Source organism: Thiomicrospira sp. S5, from assembly GCF_003991075.1.
Lineage (GTDB): Bacteria > Pseudomonadota > Gammaproteobacteria > Thiomicrospirales > Thiomicrospiraceae > Hydrogenovibrio > Hydrogenovibrio thermophilus.
Genome location: NZ_CP014470.1, coordinates 2,196,765 through 2,221,908 on the forward strand (window position 1 = coordinate 2,196,765; position 25,144 = coordinate 2,221,908).

Sequence of the window (25,144 nt, forward strand, 5' to 3'; positions counted from 1 at the left end):
CGTTAAAATAGCCAGCATTAATCTAATTCAAAGAAACGAAACGGAAAACACGCCATGAGTCGATTCTGGAGCCAACGCGTTCATCAACTGACCCCTTACGTTCCCGGTGAGCAACCGAAAGTGGACAATCTCATCAAGCTCAATACCAATGAGAGTCCCTATCCGCCGTCGCCGAAAGTATTGGAAGCCATTTCAGCACAGGTCAACGACAAACTCCGCCTGTACCCGGACCCGAATTCGGATGCGCTGAAACAGTCGCTGGCGCATTATTACCAGTTGGAAACCAATCAGGTTTTCGTCGGCAACGGCTCGGACGAAGTCCTGGCGCATATTTTCATGGGCTTGCTGAAACAGGATAAACCGATTCTGTTTCCCGACATCACCTACAGCTTTTACCCGGTCTATTGCGGACTGTATGATGTCGAGTACCAGACCGTACCGCTCAATGAAGAATTTGCCATTCAACCGGCCGACTATCAAACCGAAAACGGCGGCATTATTTTTCCAAACCCGAATGCACCGACCGGCCGACTCTTGCCATTGCAAGCCATTGAACAAATTTTGCAGGGCAACCCGAATTCCGTCGTGGTGGTGGATGAAGCTTACATCGATTTTGGAGGTGAATCCGCTGCACAATTGATTCATCGCTATCCAAACCTATTGGTGGTGCAAACCTTCTCAAAATCCCGCGCTTTGGCCGGGTTACGTGTGGGCTTCGCACTGGGGCATCCGGACTTAATCGAAGCGCTGGAACGCGTCAAAAACAGCTTCAATTCCTACCCGCTGGATCGGTTGGCAGTGGCCGGTGCCGTTGCCGCAATGGAAGACGAAAGCTACTTTGAAGCGAGTTGCGATAAAATCATCGCCACCCGAAATCGTCTGACCGAATTCCTGCAACAACAAGGCTTTCAGGTCATCCCCTCGGCCGCCAACTTCGTGTTTGCGTCGCATCCGGATAAGGCCGCGGCCGACATTGCCCAAGCCTTACGCGAGCGGGCCATTATCGTGCGTTATTTCAATAAACCGCGCATTGACGAATACCTGCGCATCACCATCGGCACCGATGCGGAAACCGATGCCTTATGCCAAGCCTTAACGGAAATTTTGGCCTAAAAACGTATCGACTTGTTCTCGTCGTATACCCCAAAACAAAAAAAACGCCGTGACCGGCGTTTTTTTATGCTTCGTTAGAACGGATTTCCACTCTAATTAAGTTGGGTTTAGATTCAATTTACATTCGATTACGTTCGATACTCTGCATTGATTTTCACATAGTCGTATGAAAAGTCAGTGGTCCAAACAATTTCCGAGGCCTCACCCCGGTTCAAGACAATGCGAATCAAGATATCGGTTTCATCCATCACCGCTTGACCGGCTTCTTCAGTGTAAGAATCAGCACGACCACCGTTTTCCACCAACAAAACCTCTCCCAGATAAATCTGCAAAGCGTCAATATCCAAATCGACCAGGCCTGCCCGACCGACCGCGGCGAGAATCCGCCCCCAGTTCGGGTCGGACGCGAACAACGCGGTCTTCACCAATGGCGATAAGGCCACGGCATGCGCCACCTTTAAACACTCGTCCGAGTTTTGGCCGCCTTCCACCTGCACTGTGACGAACTTGGTGGCGCCTTCGCCGTCACGGATAATCATTTGCGCCAATTCGGTCATGACCTCTTTGACCAGGCCTGCAAAGGCTTGATAGGCGGACGACTCGGTCTCGGTGATTTCCGGCATCGCCGCTTGCTGCGTCGCCGTCAACGTACAAGCATCATTGGTGGAGGTATCGCCATCCACCGTGATACGGTTAAAGGACACATTCACGGCGTCGCTGAGTGCTTGTTGCAGGCAGGCCTGGGAAATTTTGGCATCCGTCGCCGCAAACCCAAGCATGGTTGCCATGTTCGGGTGAATCATGCCGGACCCCTTGGAAATGCCGGTCACCGTCACCTGTACCCCATCGATGTCGATTTGACGACTGACGATTTTGTCGCAGGTATCGGTGGTCATAATGCCTTTCGCCGCCATTTCCCAACCATCAATCGATTGATTGGCAATCGCATCCGGAATGGCGGTTTCAATTTTATCCATCGGTAGGTTCTGGCCGATGACACCGGTGGAGAATGGCAGCACCGCTTCCGTTGGCAAACCTAACTCTCTGGCCACCCATTCGCAGGTTTGCGTGGCATCCTCCAGTCCTTGCTGACCGGTTCCGGCATTCGCGTTGCCGCTATTAATCACAAGGGCTTGGCAAGCAGTCGCCTGCAAATGCGCCTTAGCGACCGTCACCGGCGCGGCACAGAAGGCGTTTTGCGTAAAGGTCGCCGCCGTGCGGCTCCCTTCAACAAACGACACCACGACAAAATCGGTTTTGTCGGCTTTTTTAATTTTCGCTTGAGTGGCGCCCAAGTACACTCCCGCCACCGGATGAATCAAACGTTGTTGCGACATGTTTTCTTTCTCCAAACTAAAAAATCCACGTGAATGGAAATGTCCGATCGCTTCTCGACACTCCGCTCAACGTGGATTTTTTCAATCTCCGTTAGGGAACCTCTGATTGAATCGGTTTGAGCTTCTGCGGGACTTAAAGCCTACCTATTCTAGGCGTGGCTCGCCGACCTTAGTCATTCTAAGGTCAAGAGTCATAACAACGAAGAGGTGGGCTTTAAGCCCCGCCCGAAGGGGCTTAGCCAAAATTACCAGTTCTGCGTTGTGAAGTCTTGTAAGGTCTAGACATTACTTCAACTTCACGCCTAGATCTGGAAAGTTTGGCGTTGCCAGAAATCAAACCGATTCAATAAGAGGTTCCTTCGGTAAATATTAACTCAATTTACCGCAACATTGTTTATATTTCTTACCGGAACCACACGGACACGGATCGTTACGCCCCACTTTCGGCGCCTCACGTCGGTAAGTGCCTTCTTTTTCCGTTGGTTCCGCTTCAGCAGCCTCTCCCGACGGCATGCCCATCGCATCGGCAATGCCTTGCGCAGCCGGATGCGTGGCTTCCAACGCCTGCGGACGTTCGTCGATTTGCTGCTGTTCATAGGCATCGACATCGTCCACACCTTGAATCTGAACCATCGACAAGGTTTGCACTGTTTCAAACATCACTTCATCCAAGAAAGCCTCAAACATATCCGCCGCCGTAGAACGATATTCCTGGAACGGATCTTTCTGAGCAAAGCCTTTCAAGTGAATCCAGCGACGCAAATAATCCATTTCATTCAAATGTTCGCGCCACTGTTTGTCGATGGTACGCAGCAACACTTCTTTTTCGAAATGGTGGCGCGTTTTTTCGTCCACCACAGCCATTTTGGTCTGATAAAGGGCTTTGACTTCGTCCACCAGACGTTCGCGTAGTTTTTCTTCGAACAGCCCTTTGTCTTCGTCCAACCACTGTTGAATCGGTAACGTGTGGCCCAAGTCATCCTGCAACTGTTTTTCCAACCCGGCCACATCCCATTGTTCTTCGATGCTGCCCGGCGGAATGTAGTTCGCCATAATCGACTCAATCACATTGGCACGCAAGGAATCGACGATTTCGGAGACGTCTTCCTCTTCCATCAATTCATTGCGTTGTGAATACACCACCTTACGCTGTTCATTGGCGATGTTATCAAACTTCAACAGGTTAGCACGCTCGTCCTGATGCATGCGCTCGACTTGTTTCTGAGCACGCTCAATGGATTTGCTGACCATATTGTGTTCGATGGCTTCGTCCGATTTCATGCCCAGACGGCGCATCATGTTTTTGACTTTTTCCGACGCAAAACGACGCATCAAATCATCGTCCAACGATAGATAAAAACGCGTCACACCCGGGTCACCTTGACGGCCGGAACGTCCGCGTAGCTGATTATCGATACGACGCGATTCGTGTCGCTCGGATCCCAGCACCATCAAACCGCCTTTTTCCAAGACTTCATCATGACGCTTCTGCCAAGCCGCTTTGACTTCCGCAATTTGCTCATCGGTCGGGTTGTCCAAGGCTTCCAGCTCGGACTCCAGATTACCGCCCAACACAATATCCGTCCCGCGCCCCGCCATATTGGTGGCGATGGTGATAGCCCCCGGACGCCCGGCATCGGCAATGATATTGGCTTCGCGCTCATGCTGCTTGGCGTTCAAGACACTGTGTTTAATGCCTTCTTTTTCAAACAAAGAAGACAAGACTTCGGACATCTCGATGGAAGCCGTCCCGATCAGAATCGGTTGCCCGGATTCTTTCATGGCTTTGATGTCGCGCACGATGGCATTCAACTTGCCTTCAATATCCAAAAACACCAGGTCTGGTAAATCTTGACGTAACGGCGTTTTATTCGGCGGAATCACCACCACTTCCAACTGATAAGTGGACAGAAACTCACCGGCTTCGGTGTCGGCCGTCCCGGTCATGCCGGACAACTTATCGTACTGACGGAAATAGTTCTGGAAGGTGATGGAAGCATAAGTCTGGCTTTCCGCTTGAATCGCGACGCCTTCTTTCGCCTCCACCGCCTGATGCAGGCCGTCGCCCCAGCGACGCCCGGCCATTTTACGGCCAGTGAATTCATCGATAATCACGACTTCATTGTCTTGAACAATGTAATCGGTGTTTTTTTCAAACAACAAATGCGCCCGCAAAGACGCATTGACGTATTTCATCAAACTGATGTGCTCGGCGTCGTAAAGCGAATCGCCTTCATTCAGCAGGCCGATTTCCACCAGCATGGCTTCGACCTTCGAGTGACCTTCATCAGTCAAATGGATTTGTTTGGTCTTTTCGTCAATGGTGTAATCGCCGCTGGCGGTTTTGGTTTCCAGGTCTTCTTCACCACGCTCTAGGCCTTGTACCAGTGGATTCATTTTCTGATACAACTCAGATTTGTCTTCGGCCGGTCCGGAAATAATCAATGGAGTCCGGGCTTCGTCGATCAAAATGGAATCCACCTCATCGACAATCGCAAACGGCTGGCCGCGCATCACGCGCTCTTCCACGAAGATCGCCATGTTGTCGCGCAGGTAATCGAAACCGAATTCGTTATTGGTACCGTAAGTGATGTCGGCATTGTAAGCGGCTTGCTTTTCAGTGGCCGGCTGGCCGGAAAGAATTACCCCGGTCGTCAGACCAAGGAAACCATAAAGCTGGCTCATCCATTCCGCATCACGTGACGCCAGGTAATCATTAACGGTAATGACGTGTACGCCATTGCCGGCCAGGGCATTCAGATACGCCGGTAAGGTCGCGACCAGGGTTTTCCCTTCCCCTGTGCGCATTTCGGCAATCTTACCGTCATGCAGCGCCATCCCCCCAATCAACTGAACGTCGTAATGGCGCATGCCCATGACCCGCTTCCCAGCTTCACGCACTACGGCAAAGGCTTCCGGCAACAACTGATCCAACGACATCCCGTCGGCAATCTGCTGTTTGAACGCATCGGTTTTCGCTTTCAGGTCTTCGTCACTGAGCTGGGCAAAGGTGTCTTCGAGTGCGTTGATTTGCTGTACTTTTTTGCGATACTGCTTGAGAAGTCGTTCATTACGACTGCCGAAAAGTTTTTTGAAAATGTTAAGAGCCATTAGCGCTTGAATCCAGTAAAGAGTTTAAAAACCAGATCGGCGTCATTCGGCACGCCTCACCGGAGTGATGTCTAACGATTACAGTGTTGTCACAGTTTACGCCTTAAGACGGACTTGTAAAGCCTGACAAGCCACTTTTAAATGGGGACAATTCTAACACATTTCAAGGGCGGAAAAATGAAGGGAACTTTTACGTGTTTTTGACGCATTCCAAAGGGATGGAATGCGCTGTCATTTTTGAGAATTACAACAGGATTTTGCTACTGCCATATTGAACCGGCGGCTCTTCGTTTTCGAAGGTCACCACTTCATAAGCTTCCGGATCGGCAATCAACGCGCGCAACAATTGATTGTTTAACGCATGACCCGACTTATGCGCTGTGAACTCACCGATAATAGCGTGACCAGCCATAAACAAATCGCCGACGGCATCCAAAATTTTATGGCGGACGAATTCGTCCTTGTCCCGCAACCCTTCCCGGTTGACGACACCATTCTCATCCAGACCGATGGCGTTGTGCAACCCCGCACCCAGACCTAGGTTCTGTGCGCGCAGCTTTTCCATGTCTTTCATGAACCCAAAGGTACGGGCACGGCTGACTTCTTTGAAATAGGCGGTCGAGGAAAAACTCAAGGTCATTTTTTCCGCGGTCTGGTCAAACGCCGGATGGTCGAACTCAATCGAGAAGTTCAAGCGATAACCGTCATAAGGTTCAAATTGAGCGACGCCACCCTTGTCATTCGTAACCTTGACCGGCTTTTTGATACGAATGAACTTTTTCGACGCATCCTGTAGCTCAACGCCGGCCGACTGCAACAAGAAGATGAAATGCGACGCACTGCCATCCATAATCGGGACTTCATCGGCGGTAATGTCGATGTAGAGATTGTCGATACCGACACCGGCCAACGCCGACATCAAATGCTCAATTGTGGCGATTTTGATGCGCTTGTCTTGTTGTTCCTGAACGATGGTGGTGCACAAGGTGGTTTCTTTAACCAGTTCCGGCGAAACCGGAAACTCGACGATGGGATCCAAATCGACCCGACGGAAAACGATTCCGGTATTCACCGGCGCCGGACGAAGTGTCATCACCGACTTATGACCGGTGTGCAGCCCCACGCCTTTGGCTTTGATGGAATTGGCAAGCGTTCTTTGTTTCACGTGACTTTCTTCAATTTTGCTTAATCAAACGACAAGCGTGAAATTTTAACACAAATGTCACATTGCCCATTCTAAAAATTATTGCTGAACCAGTTTTTCATTCGGTTCAGAACCGACTCTCTGTCCGAGCTGGCTTTTTGCGGTTTTTCAGCGGAAACCGGTGTCGGTTGGTGTTCTTTCGCATACATCAACAAACCGACCGTAGTGGCGAAAGACGGACTGCGCACCTCTTCCTTCAAACCGGAAACTTCCAATGGCATGCCAAGACGAACCGGCATATGGAACACTTCCTCGGCCAACTCCACCGCGCCTTCTACCAGTGAACTGCCCCCGGTTAACACAATACCCGCGGCGATTTTATTTTCAAAATCAGTACGGCGTAGCTCGGCTTGAATCAACTGAAACAGTTCTTCATAACGCGGTTCGATTACTTCGACCAAGGTATGGCGGGACAAGCATCGAGCCGGACGATCGCCCACACTCGGGACTTCAATTTCTTCATCCTGCGAAATCAACTGTGGCAGTGCGCAAGCGTATTTCTTCTTGATGTCTTCCGCGGCTTGTTTCGGTGTGCGCAACGCCATGGCAATGTCATTGGTGACCTGGTCGCCCGCCACCGGAATCACGGCGGAATGGCGGATGGCGCCATTCTGGAAAATGGCGATATCGGTGGTGCCGCCACCGATATCAACCAGACATACGCCCAATTCTTTTTCATCTTCCGACAACACCGCTTCCGAAGACGCCAGTTGCTCCAGAATCAGGTTATCCACTTTCAAGGAACAGCGTTCAACGCACTTGGTAATGTTTTGGGCCGCGCTGACCGAACCGGTGACCATGTGCACTTTGGCTTCCAACCGCACACCGGACATCCCGATGGGTTCACGAATGCCGCCTTGGTTGTCGATCATGAATTCCTGCGGCAAAATGTGCAACACTTCCTGGTCACCGGGAATAGCAATGGTTTGCGCCGCATCAATCACGCGTTGGACGTCTTCTTCCTGAACTTCCTGATTGCTGATGGCGACCATCCCGTTGGAATTGAAGCTGCCGATATGACTGCCGGCAATGCCCACCGAAACCGATTCCGCTTTGATACCGGACATTCTTTCGGCTTCGTCAATGGCTCGCTGAATCGACTCGACCGTCGAATCAATGTTCACCACCACCCCTTTTTTCAAACCTTTTGAAGGGTGGGTGCCCATTCCAACGACTTCAATCCCACCATCCGGTTTCACTTTACCGATAATCGCGGCGATTTTCGACGTCCCGATATCAAGTCCGATCACAATATTGGAATGAGGAGTCTGCTGCTTTCTTGCCATTCGTTTTTTTCACCTTTCTATGCATAATGCCGAGACCGCATTTTTGCGAATTTTTCGTTATTCGGAGGCCGGGCGACTTTGCGGCGTTTTTTGCTTGATTACAAAGCCATTACTATAGCGTAAATCGAATACGTGTGCGAATTTTCTTAAGTCCGGATTGGTCTTCGGGTAGGCCCGGATAAAGCGGTCCAACTTGCCTTGCCAATCCTCATTATCCAACAACACTGTGGCGCCCGACAGAAAGTGAATTCGCCACACCCCGTCAGCCTGAGCCGTCATGGCATCAATCGTCCAACCCAGTGTTGAAAAAGCGTTCTGAAACGCCGTTAACTTTTGCAATAAAGCGCGAGATTGTATCGCCTCGCCATCCAGCACCACCATGCGTTGAAACGGTTCAATGTTATAAGGGTAAAAAATATCCCCTTCCTGATTCAATAAGCCATCATCACCCCAACGCACCACCGGTTTCTGTTCGGTGATTTCCAAAATCAGCTTATTCGGCCAACGACGTTTGACCTTAACTTTATACACCCAATCCAAGTGCAGAATATCGGCATGCAATCGTTCCAAGTCGATGCGCCAGAACGATTGCCCGACATACGGCGACACCATTTGTTCGATATCGGCCGGCTTCAAACGTTCCAAATCGCCGTTGAGCTGCACCTCGGTAATCACTCGTGCCGGTGAAAAAGCCACCCATACGGCAATTAAGGCCACTAAAACCAGGCCCAGCGCTAAGGATAATGTCTTTTTCACTTCAAACTCCGGCCCTATTTTGATGAGATTACGCCAAGGTCATCGACAGGATTCGACGCACCAGCTCCGGAAAATCGATGCCCGCCGCCTTTGCCGCCATCGGCACCAGACTGTGGTCCGTCATCCCCGGCACGCTGTTCAACTCAATCAACCAGGCCTGGTCGTTTTCGTCCAACATCAAGTCCACTCGCCCCCAATGACGTGCACCGACGGCATGAAACGCTTCCACCACCAAGGCTTGAATGCTGGCTTCCTGTTCCGGCGGCAACCCGCAGGGACAGATATACTGCGTGGTGCTGGATTGGTATTTGGCATCAAAATCGTAAAAATCGTGATCGGTTTTCAAATGAATCATCGGCAAGGCCGAATCGCCCAGCACCGCACAGGTATATTCCCGCCCGGTTACCCATTGCTCGATCAAAATTTCCGTATCGTAATCCTGCGCAAACGCAATGGCGTCTTCCAGAGAATCCAAATCATCGACTTTTCGCATGCCGATACTGGAACCTTCATGGCTCGGTTTCACAATGACCGGAAAGCGCAAATCGAACCCGCCTTTATCAAACGGCCGGGACGGCGATACCACCTGAAAACCGGGCGTCGGCAAGCCTACACCCTGCCACAACCATTTGGTGCGCAGCTTATCCATCGCCAAAGCTGACGCCGTCATTTGACTGCCGGTATACGGAAATTTCAACGCATCCAGCAGGGCTTGAACACCACCGTCCTCACCCCAACGACCGTGCAACGCGATAAAAGCCCGGTCATACTGCTCGGTGACCGCCAGCACGTCCTGAACACTTTTCACATCACACGCTGTCGCATTCACACCGGTTTGCTGCAAGGCTTTGGCAACTTCGGTCCCGCTCTTCAACGAAATGTCACGTTCAGCGGCGGTTCCGCCCATCAAGACCGCGACCCGCCCCAGCGCATCATTCAAATCGGTTCTGTTCCAAGGTTCTTGCATGCTTTCCATCTCTTCGTTCGCGCATTACGCGGATTGTTCTTTCCATTGACGCGCGACTTGGCCAATATCGCCCGCACCCATCACCAACACCACATCGTCGTCCAACAACACCGGCGTCATTAATTCATTGAGTTCCTCTAAGGATTCGACGTGCAGATTATCCTTATGCCCTCGCAACCGCATCGCCTGCAACAAGGCTTTGGAATCGAAGGCCGCCAAAGGCGCTTCCCCCGCGGCATAAACATCCGTCAACACCACTAAATCGGCCTCCACCAGGGCTTGGACAAAGTCATCGAACAAATCACGCGTACGACTGTAACGATGCGGCTGAAACACCAGCACCAAACGACGATTTGGAAACGCCTGACGCGCGGTAGATATGGTGGCCGACAATTCCGTCGGATGGTGACCGTAATCGTCCACCAACGTCACGTCTTTGCCGCCAATCCAGCGGTTCGGATAAACTTCAAAACGACGCCCCACGCCCCCGAATTCGCCCAACGCCTGTTGAATGGCCTCCACCGACACATCCAATTCCAAACCGACGGTAATGGCCGCGAGCGCATTCAGGACATTATGGCGCCCCGGCTGATTCAAACGGACTTCAAACACCGGTTTATTCTCGGCATGGACCTCAAACAACATCGCCAGCCCGTCGTGCCGAACATTGGACGCATACACATCCGCCTGATCCGAAAAACCATAAGTACGGGTTTTACGCGACAGCTTCGGCAACATATCGCGAATGTTCGAATCTTCATAGCACAGAATCGCCAAACCATAGAAGGGCAAGCGGTGGATAAATTCAACAAAAGTGTTTTCCAGGTTTTGATAATCTCCCTGGTACGTGTCCATATGGTCTTCGTCGATATTGGTGACCACCGACATCATCGGTGATAAATGCAAAAAAGAAGCGTCGGACTCATCCGCTTCGGCGACCAAATACTGACTTCCTCCCAAGCGGGCATTGGAATCGACTTGGTTTAGCTTGCCACCAATCACAAACGTCGGATCCAGACCGCCTTGAGTCAGAATAGCCGCCGCTAAAGAGGTGGTGGTGGTTTTGCCGTGGGTACCGGCAATGGCGATGCCGAACCGCATGCGCATCAACTCCGCCAACATGGCGGCTCTGGGAATGACCGGAATCCGGCTTTCCTTGGCGAAGCTGACTTCCGGATTATCTCTGGCGATGGCGGTGGAAACTACCACCACATCACTGTCCTGAACATGCTCGGCCGCATGACCGATTTGAATGAGGGCCCCGAGGGATTTCAGGCGATTCACCGTCGGATTTTCTTTCAAATCCGAACCGGAAACGGTGAACCCCAGGTTCAGACAGACTTCCGCGATACCGGCCATACCAACGCCGCCGATACCGACGAAATGAATTTGTTTGACTTGATCTTTCATTAAAAAAACAACCCTTCTGAATCTGGCATATCATACCGCCTTCCGGGGTGTTTTTTCACGAAATTCGGTAAAAAGTCGGTCGAAATCAACCTGCGTATTCCGTCCGACGTCAATGCAGTAATTCCGGTTCGATTTCGGCCAGGCCTGGTGATTTTACCGGTTCGGGCACCACCCAATAATGCTGGGTTAAAATCGCGGCAAGCTCGGAAGGTTTGCTGAGTGGCTGAGTAATTTCAAAGTGAGACAGGGTGGCGCCGTTCAGGTGTCCGGCTTGAAGGGCTTCATCGACCAAAGCAAGAATCTCTTCCGCCCCATCACCCAATAAGGCTTCGGTACTCGGGTTCCAAAACAAGGTTTTTTCACACCGATTGGAATCGGGCAATGGCACTAAATCCAGTCGAATCCAGTGAAAAGGCTCCGAGGATGTGTTCAACTCGTCTGACGGGCTCATAAAACGTCTCACTCAAGCCGTCGTACATGCGTTTGAGCGAAGCGTTCAAAATCGCTGGGCAAACGGGACGACTGTTCAATAATGAAGGTTCAAACCCTATACTAGCATAGTTCGTGCTTCTTCAACAGCCGCGACCAAACGGTCGATATCCTCATGAGTGTTGTAGACGCCGAAAGATGCTCGGAGCGTAGCCGGCACATCAAAATGCTGCATCACCGGCATGGCACAATGGTGGCTGGCCCGCAAAGCGATGCCATCCTGATCCATCAATGTTGCCATATCATGCGGGTGTGTTCCCTCGACAATAAAGGAAATGACACCGCCCTTATTCGGTGCCGTTCCGATGATGCGCAATCCATCAATGGTTTGCAACTGACGGGTGGCATAGGTCAGCAGATCGTGCTCATAGGCGGCAATCGTATCCAACCCGATGGATTCGACGAAATCAATGGCGGCCCCCAAACCGATGGCACCGGAAATGTTCGGCGTACCGGCTTCAAACTTGTACGGCAACACGTTGTATTCCGTCTTGTCAAAGGTCACGGAATAAATCATATCACCACCGGCTTGATACGGCGGCATGGCGCCCAGAAGCGCTTCTTTGCCATAGAGCACACCGATGCCGGTCGGACCATACAGCTTGTGACCGGAAAAAGCATAAAAATCGCAATCCAATGCTCGGACATCCACGCTCATATGCGGCACGGCCTGCGCGCCATCCAACAAGACCTTGGCCCCCACCTTTTTGGCGGCTTGCACCATGTCTGCCACCGGGTTAATCGTACCGAGCGCATTGGACATATGCACCACCGACACCAATTGAGTCTTTGACGTCAAACAGGCTTCGAAATCGGCCAGGCGGATTTCACCGTCATCCGTCATCGGCACCACCACCAATTTGATACCAAGCTCCTCACGCAGCAACTGCCAAGGCACGATATTGGAGTGATGCTCCATTTCGGTAATCACCACTTCGTCTCCGGCTTTCAGGTGACGGCGTCCCCAGGTTTGCGCGACCAGGTTAATCGCTTCGGTTGTCCCGCGTACAAAAATAATTTCCTTGTCCGACGCCGCATTCAAAAACCGTCGGACTTTGCTGCGAGCGCCTTCATAAGCGTCGGTCGCCCGTTCGCTCAAACCGTAAACGCCGCGATGCACATTGGCGTTTTCTTCACGGTAATAACGGGCAATGGTATCAATGACCGATACCGGTGTCTGCGCCGTGGCGCCACTGTCCAGATAGACCAGCGGCTGGCCGTTTTCGAGTTGTTTCAGGATGGGAAAGGCGTCTTTAACGTCCGAAAGGTTCATATTCTGTTCTTATTATCGTGGTTGTAAAAAGTCATCTATCTTACCAGAAACCATCAAGCCATAGCTTGGTCAAGCTTGCGCATAACCTGAGACGCCAGCCACTGATGTCGCGCCAAATTGGACACGCCTTCCAGCGGTTCCAACAAAAAGGCCTGAGTGATCAACCGCATCGCATCCGGTTTGCGAATGCCCCGCGCCTGCGCATAAAACAATTGGTTTTCGTCAATTTGACCGGAAGCACAACCATGCGAACATTTCACATCATCGGCGTAGATTTCCAATTGCGGCTTGGTGTCCATCTTGGCGTCATTGGACAACAACAGGTTTTTATTATCCATTTGGCCATCGGTTTTCTGAGCGTCTTTCGCCACGTAAATCATGCCGTTGAAAACGCCGCGGGCTTGACCGTCCAACACAAACTTGTGCAACTGACGGCTATTACAGTGCGCCACCTGATGCAAGGTTTCCGTGCGGGAATCCACCACTTGCTTATCAGCACCAAACCCGATAGAGTTCTGCTCACATTCGGCATAGGAGCCTGTCAAAGCCACTTGGTTCTGGTGACGCGAAATCTCCGCGCCCAAACCAAGATACACCGTCGACAAGTCCGACGCTTCTGCTTGACGGAAATACTGATGGTTAAAGTAAAAACTGTTTCGGCTTAAGTCTTGTAAGACGACCTGTTTCATACGGGCGTGCTTGGCCAAGTGCAGGTGCGCCAGCTCATTCACAAACACTGATTCAACGCCGTCCAAACAGACATACTGCTGGATCAATGCCATTTCGGCATTTTCACCCACTTCCACCTGCATGCGCAGATTGGTCAAACGTTCCGACTGAGTCTGTACTTGGACCACATACACCGGAACGTCCAAGGCCGCCTGATCTTCCAGTCGCAATGTCAGCCCCTGATCCAACACCAATTCATTCATCAGTTCAAAGGCATCCGCTTCCGCCATAGGCGCAATGGTTTGAATCGCATCGGCGTCGGCCATTTCAATCGACAAGGCATCGGGAATCAAATCGAAACCGGCGGACAGCGCTTCCGAAAAAGTCCCATCGACAAACACCAACCGAATCGCGTCTTCCGGCAGAAAATGGGCCTGCAAAGCTTCCAAACTCGGTTCCGCACCCGGCGCTTTGATTTCAAAATGGTGCTGCAACCACGGCAGTAAAGAGGTGTATTGCCAGTCTTCGTCCTTACGGGTCGGCAGACCTTTCGCCAACAGACGGCTTTCAGCCTCCAAGCGTTTTTGCACAAGCGCTTCGGCTTGAGTGTTATCGTTTAACTTACGGGCTTCGGCGACCAGATGATCAAGCATTTGGCGCGCCGCCGGACTCATTTTAGGGGTAACCGCTACAGTCATGAGACACCTTACTCCGAGCCGGATGCGTCGTGGGCTTGAATGATGTCGTCATAGCCCTTTTCTTCAAGTTCATGCACCAACTCGAAGCCTCCGGACTTGACAATTTTTCCGTCATACAACACATGGACATGATCGGGCTTGATGTAATCCAATAAACGCTGATAATGCGTCACGACGATAAAGCTACGCTCATCGTCGCGCAAGGAATTCACACCATTCGCCACCACTTTCATGGCATCGATATCCAGGCCGGAATCCGTTTCGTCGAGAATGCATAACTTCGGCTCCAACAGTGCCATCTGGAAAATATCGTTACGCTTCTTTTCACCACCGGAGAAGCCGACATTAACCGAACGTTCCAACAAATCTTTGCGCATATTCAACAAATCGATTTTCGCTTGGGCGTATTCGTCGAAGTCGAACATGTCCAACGCCGGCAAGCCTTTTTCTTCGCGAATGGCGTTCACGGCTGTCTGCATAAACAGTTTGTTACTGACACCCGGAATCTCCACCGGGTATTGAAACGCCAAAAACAAGCCTTTACGGGCACGTTCTTCCGGATCCATATCCAATAAATCTTCGCCGTCGAACTCAGCCGCCCCCTCGGTGACTTCATAATCCTCTCGTCCGGCCAACACACTGGACAAGGTACTTTTACCGGCCCCGTTTGGCCCCATAATGGCATGCACTTCACCCGGCTTCACTTCCAGGTTCAATCCTTTCAGAATTTGCTTGCCGCTGTCTTCAGCGACTTCCGCATGTAGGTTTTCAACTTTTAGTAACATCTAATCTCTCTCACTCGATGAAAGCACAACTTTCAAACGACTTAATTCAATCCATTACCGCTCAATGCATGGCAGTCTAAAATATTATCGTTATTCTTTTTATCCGACCGAGCCTTCCAGGCTGATGGCCAAGAGCTCTTCCGCTTCCTGCGCGAACTCCAGAGGTAACTCGCTGAACACTTCCTTACAGAAACCGTTCACAATCATGGAAATGGCGTCCTGCTCGCTGATACCGCGCTGCTGACAATAGAACAACTGATCTTCACCAATTCGGGACGTGGTGGCTTCGTGTTCCATCTTCGCGGTGGAGTTTTCCACTTCAATGTATGGAAAAGTATGCGCCCCGCATTGGTCACCGATCAGCATGGAATCACACTGGGTGAAGTTCCGGGCGTTCTCGGCCGTCGGTAGAATTTTCACCAAGCCACGATAGGTGTTGTCGGATTTTCCGGCCGACAACCCTTTGGAAATAATGGTGCTGCGGGTATTCTTACCGATGTGAATCATCTTGGTACCGGTATCGGCCTGTTGACGACGATTCGTCAAGGCCACCGAATAGAATTCACCGATGGAATTATCCCCTTTCAGAACACAGCTCGGATATTTCCAGGTAATCGCCGACCCGGTTTCCGCTTGTGTCCAGGACAACTTCGAGTTCTTGCCTTCACAGACGCCGCGTTTGGTCACGAAATTCAAAATCCCGCCTTCGCAGTCCTCGTCGCCCGGATACCAGTTCTGAACCGTGGAATATTTGACTTCGGCATTTTCATGCACAATGACTTCGACCACCGCCGCATGCAGCTGGTACGAATCGCGCACCGGTGCCGAACAGCCTTCCAGGTAGCTGACATAACTGTTCTTGTCCGCAATCAGGATGGTGCGCTCGAATTGTCCGGTTTTCGCTTCATTGATGCGGAAATAAGTCGACAATTCCATCGGCGCGCGAACACCTTCCGGTACATAGACAAACGTTCCGTCGGAAGCCACCGCAGAGTTCAAGGCTGCGAAATAGTTGTCGTGATACGGCACCACCGTGCCCAAATACTGTTGCACCAGTTCAGGATGATCCTGAACCGCTTCAGAGAAAGAACAGAAGATAATGCCAAGTTTGGACAACTCTTCACGTTTGGTGGTCGAGACCGACACCGAATCAAAAATTGCATCCACGGCGATATCGGTTTTATCCGCCGTTTCGTCACCGAACACCGGAACACCCAACGCCGCAAACGCCTTCGCCACTTCCGGGTCCATTTCCGGCTCGACGGGTTCGTCCGTCGCACACTGGTCACCGCAGGCCGAACATTCCGGCGCGGAATAATAACTGTAATCCTGATAATCCAACGGCTCGTATTCGGCCTTGGCCCAATGCGGCTCTTTCATGGTCTGCCAATGTGCAAACGCTTTCAAACGGAAATCCAACATCCATTCCGGCTCGTTCTTCTTCGCCGAAATCGCACGGATAACCGCTTCGTTCAAGCCCTTTTCAAAGGTTTCAACGGTCGTTTGCGTAAAAAAGCCTTCCTTGTAGCCTTTATTCTTGCTCAACAAGTCGTTGATTTCTTGGTATTGAGTCGCTTCTGACATGGTCTGTTATTCGTTTTCCAACTGAATCATTTAATTTCTGACCATTCTAGTCGGAAATTGCTTTTTTGTCCAGTGATTGTTTCGCTCTAAAATCGATGAAAAGCGCCGATTATAAAGCATCCATACGATTTTTTCCTTAATCGAATTCACCCCGATTCCGGCGTTTAGGACAAGCGACTGGCGTCGATAATTTCCTGCAACAAGGCCCGTTGCAGATTCTCCCCTTGCAGGCACAAATATCCTGACCCGTCCAGAACACCGGCATAGGTATCCCAACGATCGATTTGCCCCTCAATCGCAACCGGATTTTGGTATTCGGAGGTCATCACCACGCCCTGAACCCGCCAAAGCCGCGCACCGAGATTCTGCTTCATCGTATCCAGACCAAACAGCAAATGTTCCAAATGCAGGGAGCCAGAGTCAAAATCGAAACGGAAAGTATCCAGCGACGGCACCGCAAAATCGACCGAACAAACCTGGTCTGGCACATCAAATTGGCGCCAATTCCAATCGCCCAATGCCGCATGACTGAACCAGCGATAACGCGGTAACGCGTCCGGACAGGCCGATTTCAGCCAGGCCTGCCATTTCGCCTGCATTGTCATATCGGCGGTTTCCACAAAACTGAATACAATACCGGTAGCGGTTTGCAACATGGCTTTTAACCAGGCCTGAGCTTCTGCATCCTGCACCGGACTACGCACATCAATCACGCACCAGGTTCGTTGCGCCTGCGCACTCGAAGCCGCTTCCGCCGAAACCTCGTCCACAACAGCCTCCGGAAAAGCGGCGTGAAATGCATTTTTAAACCGGGTTTTGCCGCTGCCTGGCAAACCGATTAAACGAATCGCATCCGACACAGGCAATCATTCCAAACAGGCACGATATTGCATCGCCAAGCCTTGAATAAATTCGGGATAGGACTGATGCGATTGATTACGACCCAACGGGTCCAGCTCACCGATTTTCACATCAAGACCGCGGGTAATGTAACGCAACTGCTTGTCCGAAAACTGCGGTTCCTTGAACACACACTGAATACCGTCGCTTTGAATACGCTGACGCAGCGCCAACACACGTTTTACGCTCGGTTTCACTTCGGCAGACACCTGAATCGCACCCTGATTGTTCAGATGGTAACGTTTTTCAAAATACTGGAAGGCATCGTGTAACACCAGATAAGGCACTTTCTCTACCGATGCCAATTGCGTTTGAATAGCTTGATCGGCTTCCGCTAACGCCACCAGGTTGGTTTCTTGCTGAGCGCGTATCTGCTCGGCCTCCTGTGGTTTCAACGTGGCGATGGCTTCGCCAATGGCTTCAATCATCAAACCGGCATTGTGAACCGACAGCCAGGTGTGGCCATCCATTTTCAGTGGGGCCACCGTTTGCGCATCGCCATGGATTTGATTTTCTTGGGTTTCGGTTTCTTCATGCCCGTGAGAATCATGGGCATCATGGCCATCGTGGGCCTCATGACCATGTTGATGCGCATCCCCACCATCGGTCGCAGCCCGTTTCGGCAAAACGGCCAGGCCTGGTTGTTTTTGCATCACCACCCAGACAGGCGTAGGCGTTTTATCATCCGCAGACGCCGCTCGCTCCGCCATCATTTGCCGAATCGCCTTATCCGCCCAGCGATCAACCCCCGACCCGACGGTCAAAATCAAATCCGCTTCGTTCAAAGCGGTTAAATGCGACGGACGGAATTGAAAACCGTGCGGCGAAGCCCCCGGCGACAACAGCACCGTCAAGGTGTCGTCCGGTGTCAAATAAGGCTTCACCATGGCCGCCAAAGGCGGAATGGTGACCGTTACCTGGAGTGCGTGAGCTTGCCAACTCACCAACCCGGCCAAAATAAACATCAGTGTTTTCACTGAAACTCCTTATGTATTATCAATGACACTCGGCGCCCTTGCCGAATCGTTTAAAAAAGTCCGCCCTATTTTTCCTTTCATGAATTAGAATAAAGCATCATGAATAACGAACCGCTGATCACCGCCCGGCACATTTGCCACGCTTACGGCCCGAAAACCGTCCTGAACGATATTTCATTGGAATTACATGCCAATGAAATCATCACCTTAATCGGTCCAAACGGTGCGGGAAAATCCACGCTGCTCAAAATTCTGTTGAAACTGATTCATCCGACGTCCGGCACCGTGGAACGCAAAAAAGGACTGCGTGTGGGCTTCATGCCGCAAAAAATTCAATTGGACGCTTCCCTGCCCCTGACAGTACTGCGCTTTTTACAGCTGGGGCTTCCCAAAAAAGCGAATGATACCACAGAGCTTCACGAAATCATCAACGACTTGAAGTTGGACAACTTGTTGACGCAACCCATTCAACAAGTCTCCGGCGGGGAAATGCAACGGATTCTCCTGGCGCGCTCTTTACTGCGTTCGCCAGAACTGCTGGTACTGGACGAACCGGTACAAGGCGTGGATTTGCAAGGCCAGACCGAACTGTATCAGTACATCGAAGACATTCGCCAAAAATACGGTTGCGGCATCCTGATGGTCAGCCACGACTTACACATCGTGATGCGCAACACCAACCGGGTCATCTGCCTCAACCAACACGTTTGCTGTTCGGGGCACCCTCAGACCGTTTCGGAAAGCCCGGCTTTCCAAGCCCTGTTCGGTGACGGCTTTGAAGAAGTCGCCGTCTATGAACACCATCATGACTCGCACCTATGCCAGCACACGCATGGACACGCGCATACGCCAGATGAAAGGCCAGCCCAAACATGATCGACCTTCTGCTGAACCCTCCGCTCTTTTTGATTCTCGCCTTAGTCGGCGGCCTGCTGATCGCGCTGATTGCCGCACCACTGGGTGTCTTCATGGTCTGGCAAAAACAATCCTATTTCGGGGCGGCTTTGGCACACTCGGCGTTGCTCGGCGTCAGCTTCGGCCTGCTGTTGGAAATCAACCTGACCTTCGCCGTCATCCTCATTTCGTTGTTGGTGGCGATCAGCGTTCACCTCATCAAGGAGAAAACCAAGCTGTCATCCGACACCTTACTGGGCATCCTCGCGCACAGCTCTCTGGCCATCGGATTAATTCTATTGAGCTTTCAAACCGACATCCAGCTTGATATTCTGGCCTACCTGTTTGGTGACATTTTAAGTATCGAACGATTGGATGTGTTTTTCATCGTAATATTGGGTGGCTTGGTCGCACTGTTTTTCAAGCTGCACTGGCAGGATTTGCTGAACTTGACTTTAAACCCGGAATTGGCGCAAATTGAAGGCGTACCCACCCGAAAAGTACAATTGTATTACGTGTTGTTATTGGCGTTGATTATCGCGGTCGCGATGAAGATTGTCGGCGTGTTACTGATTACATCGTTATTGATTATTCCGGCCGCTGCCGCTCGAAAATACGCGCATTCTCCGGAACAAATGCTCGGCATCAGCATTTTGATTGGTTTCATGTCGGTTTTACTGGGGCTTCTGGCATCACTGCTGATTGACTTACCGACCGGCCCCAGCATCGTCGCCATTGCCACGATGATTTTCTTAATCAGCTTATTACGAAAAGAACCGGCCTAAGCCGGGTTCATCGTCGTTAGCCAATCCAGAATCAACCGACCTCATCCATCAACTGGTGGAGAATCGCCACCACTTTTTCGGATTTGTCGTCCACTTGAGCCAAGCCGGCTTCCACCATTTCGGTATCACCGATTTCCTTGGCATCCATGACTTTCTTGATGCCTTGGTGCATTTCCTCGTGCTCTTTGCCAAGCTCCTGCATCAGTGGCAATTGCGCATATGCCTGCCCTTCACCGTAATACCATTTTCCTAACACACAGGCGGTGTGGTCGGTGGCGGTTTCATAAGTCACGCCGATGTCCATGCCATCGACGAAACCACGAATTTTCGCTTTCCAGGCCAAGTGTGCCTGAACCATTTTATCGAATTCTTGCGCCGACGCAGATTGCTGTAACTTATGCACCCGTTCCAACACCGTATGATCGACCTTGAATTCACTCACCAAACCGAGCAGGTCGGAAGATTGTTGCAGCAAGTCCTGACTACCGGCGGCCGCTTCTTCAACCAGACCGGCATTCTGTTGAGTGGTCGTGTCCATTTCGCTAATCGCCTGACTGACATTATCAATGCCTTCGGCTTGTTCGTTACTCGCCTTGGCAATGGTCGAAATCATCGCGGAAATCTCACCCATCGAGGTATTGATGTGCGTCAAAGCATCACTGGTTTGGCGGACATAATCGCCGCTCTGCTCACTGATACTGACCGAGTTTTCAATCAATTTCTTGATTTCCGACGCCGCATCAGCCGATTTTCCAGCCAGGTTACGCACTTCACCGGCCACCACCGCAAAACCGCGGCCGTGCTCACCGGCTCGGGCCGCTTCCACCGCCGCATTCAAGGCCAATAAATTGGTTTGAAACGCAATACCGTCGATTAACGTAATGATGTCATTGATTTTCTGGCTGGCTTCGCTCATTTCGTCCATCGACTGCAGTGCTTTTTGCATAATGCCAACCCCATCCTCCAACTTCTGTTGGGCTTCCTGCGTCATTTGATTCGCATTATTAGCACTGTCGGCGTTATTTCGAACCGTATTGGTCATTTGCATCATTTGGGTTGAGGTCCGTTCCAACGACACCGTTTGCTGCTGAATGCGGTTGGAAATCGACTCGCTGCCATCGGCAATGCTACGGGATTCGTCCGCGACCAGCCGCGTCACTTCACCGACCTTACCGATCATTTCCGACATATTGCGCGTCGAACTGTTCAAACTGTCTTTCAAGACCGCCATCTTACCTTGGTAATGACCGGATACCAGCTCGGTCAAATCCCCTTCACTGATGCGAGTCTGAACCACGGCCACCTCTTCCACAAAGGCTTCCAATCCTTCGACGGTGGTATTGATGGCGTCTTTCAAAACGGTAAATTCACCACGCGCATCGGTTTCCACCCGTTTCGAGAAGTCCCCGTGTGACAAAGCGCCCAGCGTGGCGGAAATATCATTCACCGTTTTCGCCATTTGATTCATGGAAATTTCCAAGTCGCCCATGACACTGGCATAGTCCCCGCTAAGCTCGACATCACTCGCCTTCACCGACTTCAGCACACCGTTTCGCAAATTCGCAGCGGTATCACGCAGCATCTGCACCATATTATGAATCTGCACCACCGATTCATTCACACCTTGCTTCAAGGTCATGAAATCGCCCTGATATTCATGCTCGATTTTACGGTGGAAAGAACCGTTTGAAACCTCGTGCATCACACTGTTCACATCATCAATCGCATCGTGAATGGTTTTCAGGAGGTCGTTAATGGAGTGCGCCGTCTCCCCGAGTTCATCTTTGGAATAGACTTCAACACGATGATTCAACTCTCCGGTTTCGATAATCTTCGCCATGGTTTCCCGCATGGCGTTAATCGGATTCATAAAGCTGCGTGCGACAATCGTACCGGCTATCGAGAAGATCACCACACTGGCAATCAAGACCCCCCAAAGCAAAGAGGTTCCGAAGGATTCCTGCTCAGCCAAACCTTTGACGGACGCCTTGTTTTTGTTTTCTTCATAGACTTTGAACTCGGAAACGATGTCGGAAAAGGCTTGATACTTGGAACCGAACTCTCCGACCAAAATATCCACCGCATCCTCAATAAAGCCTTCATCCACCATCACCATAAAACTGCCGAACGCCGTATTCGCGGACACGACATTTTGACGGATGGCATCGAAATAGGCTTGCTCTTTCGGATCGAGATTGGCTTTTTCCAGAGCATCGAACACCTCGGCGATTTCATTGGCGGTTTCCGTCAAACGCGCTCGTGAGGTTTGAATCAATTCTTCGTTTTCCAATACCACCAAATCGCGTGACAAAATCGCCCGTTCGTCCGCCAAGTTTTTCAGGCGGTTCAACAACGCCACTTTCACTTCATTGACATTGACAATTTGATTGATGGTTTTGGATGTTTCCCCGAAGACATACTGCGCCACTAGGTTTGAGGCCAGCAGGAAAAGGACGGCACCGAAGATGCCAATGAACATTCTAGTTTTGATTCCCATTTCTTATTCGATCCACTCTGTAATATTCTCCCTGAAAACACGGCTGTTACAGGGAAGTAAAGGTTCTTTTTTAATGGGTCATTCTATAGAAAATAACCGTTTACAGGATTGATTTTCCTTATGGACGAGAGAGGGTCGACTTATAGAACCAATTCCTTATTTGGTCCGCTCCAGAATCACAAACTCAAAAGCAAAGGCATGACGCTCGTCCTGAGGATGCTTTTCCCGGCTGACTTCATCCCATTCCGACTCCGACCATTGTGGAAAATGGGTATCGCCCGCCACATCGGCATCCACCAAGGTGACATACAGTTTATTGGCATAAGGCAACATTTGCCGATACAGTTCCCCACCGCCCATAATGATGATTTCATCGGCATCCGAGCAACTGAGCACCGCGGTTTCCAACGAATCGAAAACCTCGGCACCCGACGCGGAAAAATCGTCCCGACGAGTCACCACCAGATTACGGCGTTTCGGCAGGGCTTTGGAGCCAATAGACTCGAAAGTCTTGCGTCCCATAATCACCGGTTTATCCAGCGTATTGGCCTTGAAGAACTTCAAATCATCCGGCAAATGCCATGGCATTTGATTATCAGCCCCGATGACCAAATTCCGATCCATCGCGGCAATCAAGGAAATATTCAATCCTTTCAATTCATTAGCAAGCTTCATACCGACACCTCGGCCTTGATGTGCGGATGCGACTCATAGCCCACCACTTCGAAGTCATCGAATTCGTAATCGAAAATCGATTCGGGGCGGCGTTTGATGACCAGTTTCGGCAGCGCATAAGGCGTACGAACCATTTGCAGCTCTGCTTGTTCCAAGGTGTTGTTATAAAGATGCACATCCCCGCCGGTCCAGACAAAATCGCCCACATCTAGATTCGCCTGCTGCGCAATCATGTGCGTCAACAAGGCATAACTGGCGATATTGAACGGCACGCCCAAAAAGGTGTCTGCACTGCGCTGATATAACTGGCAGGACAATTTGCCGTCCGCAACATAAAACTGAAAAAACGCATGACAGGTGGCCAAAGCCATTCGTCCTTGCTGAACGTTTTCTTGCGGACTCATGGATTCGTCCGGCAAATCCGCCGGGTTCCAGGCCGACACCAACATACGGCGACTGTTCGGATTGTTTTTCAACGTGTCAATGACTTCCGCAATCTGGTTGATGGTCTCGCCGTTGGGCTTTTCCCAAGCCACCCATTGTTTACCATAAATCGGCCCCAAGTCACCGTTTTCGGTCGCCCACTCGTCCCAAATTCGGACGCCGTGCTCTTTCAGATAAGTATTATTGGTGTCGCCTTTCAGAAACCACAGCAGTTCATAAATAATCGACTTCAAGTGTAGTTTCTTGGTGGTCACCATCGGAAAGCCGTCCTGCAGATTGAAACGCATCTGATAGCCGAACACCGAACGCGTTCCGGTGCCGGTCCGGTCGCCTTTCTGTACACCGTTTTCAGTGATGTGTTTCAACAATTCCAGATACTGTTTCATGCTTACCTCGTTTACTTAATTATATTCACGCCGTTCAAGGTCTGACGACCGGGCTGCGACGATAGGCCCAAACCGCCAAACCGAACCCGAACAGGATCATCGGCAGGGACAAAATCTGCCCCATCGTCACCCACCCCCACAGCAGGTATCCGAGCTGCGGGTCGGGCATTCTGAAGAATTCCACGTAAAAACGGAACAACCCGTAGAAACCGACAAACAAACCGGACACCGCGCCCAAAGGGCGTGGTTGACGGGTATAAGCCCATAAAATAATGAACAATACCAACCCTTCCAAAAGGGCTTCCAATAACTGCGTCGGATACTTGGCGACCACTTGTTGTACAGTCGGGTCATAGACTTTCATTCCCAGGCTGGAGTCGGTGGTACGCCCCCAGAGTTCGCCATTGATAAAGTTACCGATTCGCCCGAAAAACAGTCCGACCGGCACCATCGGCACCACAAAATCCGACACCACGAAAATCGATACTTTCATCTTATAGCGCGCGAACAGCCAGGATGCGAGAATTACCCCCAGCATACCGCCGTGGAACGACATGCCGCCTTTCCAAACTTGAAAAACGTCCAGCGGCTGTTGCAGATAGTGCGCCAAGTCATAAAACAGAATGTAACCGAGACGGCCGCCGAGAATCACCCCGAGGGCGCCGTAAAACAGGAAGTCACTCACCAGATCCTTGTTCCAGTTCGGCGAGGTACGGGCCTGCAGCGAGCCATAAATCCAAAAGAAAGCAAAGCCGAACAAGTACATCAATCCGTACCAGTGAATTTGCAAGGGCCCCAGGCTAAGGGCAACGGGATCGATTTCAGGATAAGTCCACATACGTTCTCTTGGAATCTCTTAGGAAAGGGAATTTAAAACGGACTTAATCATACCGTTATCAGACAC

The 25,144-nt window shown here is 51.0% G+C and carries 21 protein-coding genes; 3 read left to right on the forward strand and 18 right to left on the reverse strand.

The genetic code is table 11. The features are described from left to right. Window positions 1–54 precede the first annotated feature (54 nt). Entirely contained in the window at window positions 55–1,113 is a 1,059-nt protein-coding gene (gene hisC, locus AYJ59_RS10215; RefSeq protein ID WP_029939879.1) for a histidinol-phosphate transaminase, read from the forward strand. Between the two features lie 128 nt (window positions 1,114–1,241). Here the strand turns inward: hisC and argJ are convergent, their stop codons facing one another. The 14 genes from argJ to AYJ59_RS10285 all read right to left on the reverse strand — a co-directional run bounded on the left by argJ (window position 1,242) and on the right by AYJ59_RS10285 (window position 18,559). Then, window positions 1,242–2,450, reverse strand: a complete 1,209-nt coding sequence (gene argJ / locus AYJ59_RS10220) for a bifunctional glutamate N-acetyltransferase/amino-acid acetyltransferase ArgJ (protein ID WP_127120027.1) — start codon at window positions 2,448–2,450, stop codon at window positions 1,242–1,244. A gap of 369 nt (window positions 2,451–2,819) precedes the next feature. Beyond that, complete coding sequence (gene secA / locus AYJ59_RS10225; RefSeq protein ID WP_029939877.1) at window positions 2,820–5,561, reverse strand: preprotein translocase subunit SecA; 2,742 nt, start codon at window positions 5,559–5,561, stop codon at window positions 2,820–2,822. 244 nt (window positions 5,562–5,805) lie between these two features. Beyond that, on the reverse strand, window positions 5,806–6,726 hold the full coding sequence (gene lpxC, locus AYJ59_RS10230) for a UDP-3-O-acyl-N-acetylglucosamine deacetylase (RefSeq protein ID WP_029939876.1): 921 nt from the start codon (window positions 6,724–6,726) through the stop codon (window positions 5,806–5,808). Window positions 6,727–6,797: 71 nt separating this feature from the next. Then, complete coding sequence (gene ftsA / locus AYJ59_RS10235) at window positions 6,798–8,051, reverse strand: cell division protein FtsA (RefSeq protein WP_029939875.1); 1,254 nt, start codon at window positions 8,049–8,051, stop codon at window positions 6,798–6,800. Between the two features lie 57 nt (window positions 8,052–8,108). Continuing rightward, window positions 8,109–8,807, reverse strand: a complete 699-nt coding sequence (locus tag AYJ59_RS10240) for a cell division protein FtsQ/DivIB (protein ID WP_029939874.1) — start codon at window positions 8,805–8,807, stop codon at window positions 8,109–8,111. Window positions 8,808–8,835: 28 nt separating this feature from the next. Beyond that, on the reverse strand, window positions 8,836–9,774 hold the full coding sequence (locus tag AYJ59_RS10245; RefSeq protein ID WP_127120028.1) for a D-alanine--D-alanine ligase: 939 nt from the start codon (window positions 9,772–9,774) through the stop codon (window positions 8,836–8,838). 24 nt (window positions 9,775–9,798) lie between these two features. Further along, complete coding sequence (murC, locus tag AYJ59_RS10250; protein ID WP_127120029.1) at window positions 9,799–11,184, reverse strand: UDP-N-acetylmuramate--L-alanine ligase; 1,386 nt, start codon at window positions 11,182–11,184, stop codon at window positions 9,799–9,801. 109 nt (window positions 11,185–11,293) lie between these two features. Further along, complete coding sequence (locus tag AYJ59_RS10255; protein WP_127120030.1) at window positions 11,294–11,635, reverse strand: hypothetical protein; 342 nt, start codon at window positions 11,633–11,635, stop codon at window positions 11,294–11,296. Between the two features lie 96 nt (window positions 11,636–11,731). Continuing rightward, complete coding sequence (locus AYJ59_RS10260; RefSeq protein ID WP_127120031.1) at window positions 11,732–12,946, reverse strand: cysteine desulfurase; 1,215 nt, start codon at window positions 12,944–12,946, stop codon at window positions 11,732–11,734. A gap of 53 nt (window positions 12,947–12,999) precedes the next feature. Then, window positions 13,000–14,313, reverse strand: a complete 1,314-nt coding sequence (gene sufD, locus AYJ59_RS10265; protein WP_127120032.1) for a Fe-S cluster assembly protein SufD — start codon at window positions 14,311–14,313, stop codon at window positions 13,000–13,002. 8 nt (window positions 14,314–14,321) lie between these two features. Next, window positions 14,322–15,098 (reverse strand): Fe-S cluster assembly ATPase SufC, encoded by a 777-nt coding sequence (gene sufC, locus AYJ59_RS10270; RefSeq protein ID WP_127120033.1) that lies wholly within the window; start codon window positions 15,096–15,098, stop codon window positions 14,322–14,324. Window positions 15,099–15,197: 99 nt separating this feature from the next. After that, window positions 15,198–16,682 carry a Fe-S cluster assembly protein SufB gene (gene sufB, locus AYJ59_RS10275; protein WP_127120034.1) on the reverse strand — a complete coding sequence of 495 codons (1,485 nt, stop codon included), beginning with the start codon at window positions 16,680–16,682 and terminating at the stop codon, window positions 15,198–15,200. Window positions 16,683–16,846: 164 nt separating this feature from the next. Then, window positions 16,847–17,542: a hypothetical protein gene (locus tag AYJ59_RS10280; protein ID WP_127120035.1), complete on the reverse strand. Its 696-nt coding sequence runs from the start codon at window positions 17,540–17,542 to the stop codon at window positions 16,847–16,849. 6 nt (window positions 17,543–17,548) lie between these two features. Further along, window positions 17,549–18,559: a zinc ABC transporter substrate-binding protein gene (locus AYJ59_RS10285; RefSeq protein ID WP_127120036.1), complete on the reverse strand. Its 1,011-nt coding sequence runs from the start codon at window positions 18,557–18,559 to the stop codon at window positions 17,549–17,551. Window positions 18,560–18,658: 99 nt separating this feature from the next. Here AYJ59_RS10285 and AYJ59_RS10290 point away from each other — a divergent pair, with 99 nt between their 5' ends. Then, complete coding sequence (locus AYJ59_RS10290; RefSeq protein WP_127120037.1) at window positions 18,659–19,435, forward strand: ATP-binding cassette domain-containing protein; 777 nt, start codon at window positions 18,659–18,661, stop codon at window positions 19,433–19,435. Beyond that, window positions 19,432–20,238, forward strand: coding sequence for an iron chelate uptake ABC transporter family permease subunit (locus AYJ59_RS10295; RefSeq protein WP_127120038.1), 807 nt, complete (start codon window positions 19,432–19,434; stop codon window positions 20,236–20,238). The genes AYJ59_RS10290 and AYJ59_RS10295 overlap by 4 nt, the downstream gene beginning before the upstream one ends. Window positions 20,239–20,269: 31 nt before the next feature. Here AYJ59_RS10295 and AYJ59_RS10300 read toward each other — a convergent pair whose 3' ends face one another. The 4 genes from AYJ59_RS10300 to lgt all read right to left on the reverse strand — a co-directional run bounded on the left by AYJ59_RS10300 (window position 20,270) and on the right by lgt (window position 25,078). Next, a complete protein-coding gene (locus AYJ59_RS10300) occupies window positions 20,270–22,735 on the reverse strand; it encodes a methyl-accepting chemotaxis protein (RefSeq protein ID WP_127120039.1) in 2,466 nt (821 codons plus the stop codon). A 156-nt stretch (window positions 22,736–22,891) separates the two neighbouring features. Next, complete coding sequence (folA, locus tag AYJ59_RS10305) at window positions 22,892–23,410, reverse strand: type 3 dihydrofolate reductase (protein WP_206197876.1); 519 nt, start codon at window positions 23,408–23,410, stop codon at window positions 22,892–22,894. Continuing rightward, window positions 23,407–24,240, reverse strand: coding sequence for a thymidylate synthase (locus AYJ59_RS10310; protein WP_127120040.1), 834 nt, complete (start codon window positions 24,238–24,240; stop codon window positions 23,407–23,409). Before AYJ59_RS10310 ends, folA begins: the two co-directional genes overlap by 4 nt. A 34-nt stretch (window positions 24,241–24,274) precedes the next feature. Next, window positions 24,275–25,078, reverse strand: coding sequence for a prolipoprotein diacylglyceryl transferase (gene lgt, locus AYJ59_RS10315; RefSeq protein WP_127120041.1), 804 nt, complete (start codon window positions 25,076–25,078; stop codon window positions 24,275–24,277). Window positions 25,079–25,144: the final 66 nt, after the last annotated feature.

Excerpts from the sequence above, each read along its gene's own strand:
- hisC (WP_029939879.1), top strand. The coding sequence starts at position 55 with ATGAGTCGATTCTGGAGCCAACGCGTTCATCAACTGACCCCTTACGTT.
- argJ (WP_127120027.1), bottom strand. The coding sequence starts at position 2,450 with ATGTCGCAACAACGTTTGATTCATCCGGTGGCGGGAGTGTACTTGGGC.
- secA (WP_029939877.1), bottom strand. The coding sequence starts at position 5,561 with ATGGCTCTTAACATTTTCAAAAAACTTTTCGGCAGTCGTAATGAACGA.
- ftsA (WP_029939875.1), bottom strand. The coding sequence starts at position 8,051 with ATGGCAAGAAAGCAGCAGACTCCTCATTCCAATATTGTGATCGGACTT.
- AYJ59_RS10245 (WP_127120028.1), bottom strand. The coding sequence starts at position 9,774 with ATGCAAGAACCTTGGAACAGAACCGATTTGAATGATGCGCTGGGGCGG.
- murC (WP_127120029.1), bottom strand. The coding sequence starts at position 11,184 with ATGAAAGATCAAGTCAAACAAATTCATTTCGTCGGTATCGGCGGCGTT.
- AYJ59_RS10255 (WP_127120030.1), bottom strand. The coding sequence starts at position 11,635 with ATGAGCCCGTCAGACGAGTTGAACACATCCTCGGAGCCTTTTCACTGG.
- AYJ59_RS10260 (WP_127120031.1), bottom strand. The coding sequence starts at position 12,946 with ATGAACCTTTCGGACGTTAAAGACGCCTTTCCCATCCTGAAACAACTC.
- sufD (WP_127120032.1), bottom strand. The coding sequence starts at position 14,313 with ATGACTGTAGCGGTTACCCCTAAAATGAGTCCGGCGGCGCGCCAAATG.
- sufC (WP_127120033.1), bottom strand. The coding sequence starts at position 15,098 with ATGTTACTAAAAGTTGAAAACCTACATGCGGAAGTCGCTGAAGACAGC.
- sufB (WP_127120034.1), bottom strand. The coding sequence starts at position 16,682 with ATGTCAGAAGCGACTCAATACCAAGAAATCAACGACTTGTTGAGCAAG.
- AYJ59_RS10290 (WP_127120037.1), top strand. The coding sequence starts at position 18,659 with ATGAATAACGAACCGCTGATCACCGCCCGGCACATTTGCCACGCTTAC.
- AYJ59_RS10295 (WP_127120038.1), top strand. The coding sequence starts at position 19,432 with ATGATCGACCTTCTGCTGAACCCTCCGCTCTTTTTGATTCTCGCCTTA.
- AYJ59_RS10300 (WP_127120039.1), bottom strand. The coding sequence starts at position 22,735 with ATGGGAATCAAAACTAGAATGTTCATTGGCATCTTCGGTGCCGTCCTT.
- folA (WP_206197876.1), bottom strand. The coding sequence starts at position 23,410 with ATGAAGCTTGCTAATGAATTGAAAGGATTGAATATTTCCTTGATTGCC.
- AYJ59_RS10310 (WP_127120040.1), bottom strand. The coding sequence starts at position 24,240 with ATGAAACAGTATCTGGAATTGTTGAAACACATCACTGAAAACGGTGTA.
- lgt (WP_127120041.1), bottom strand. The coding sequence starts at position 25,078 with ATGTGGACTTATCCTGAAATCGATCCCGTTGCCCTTAGCCTGGGGCCC.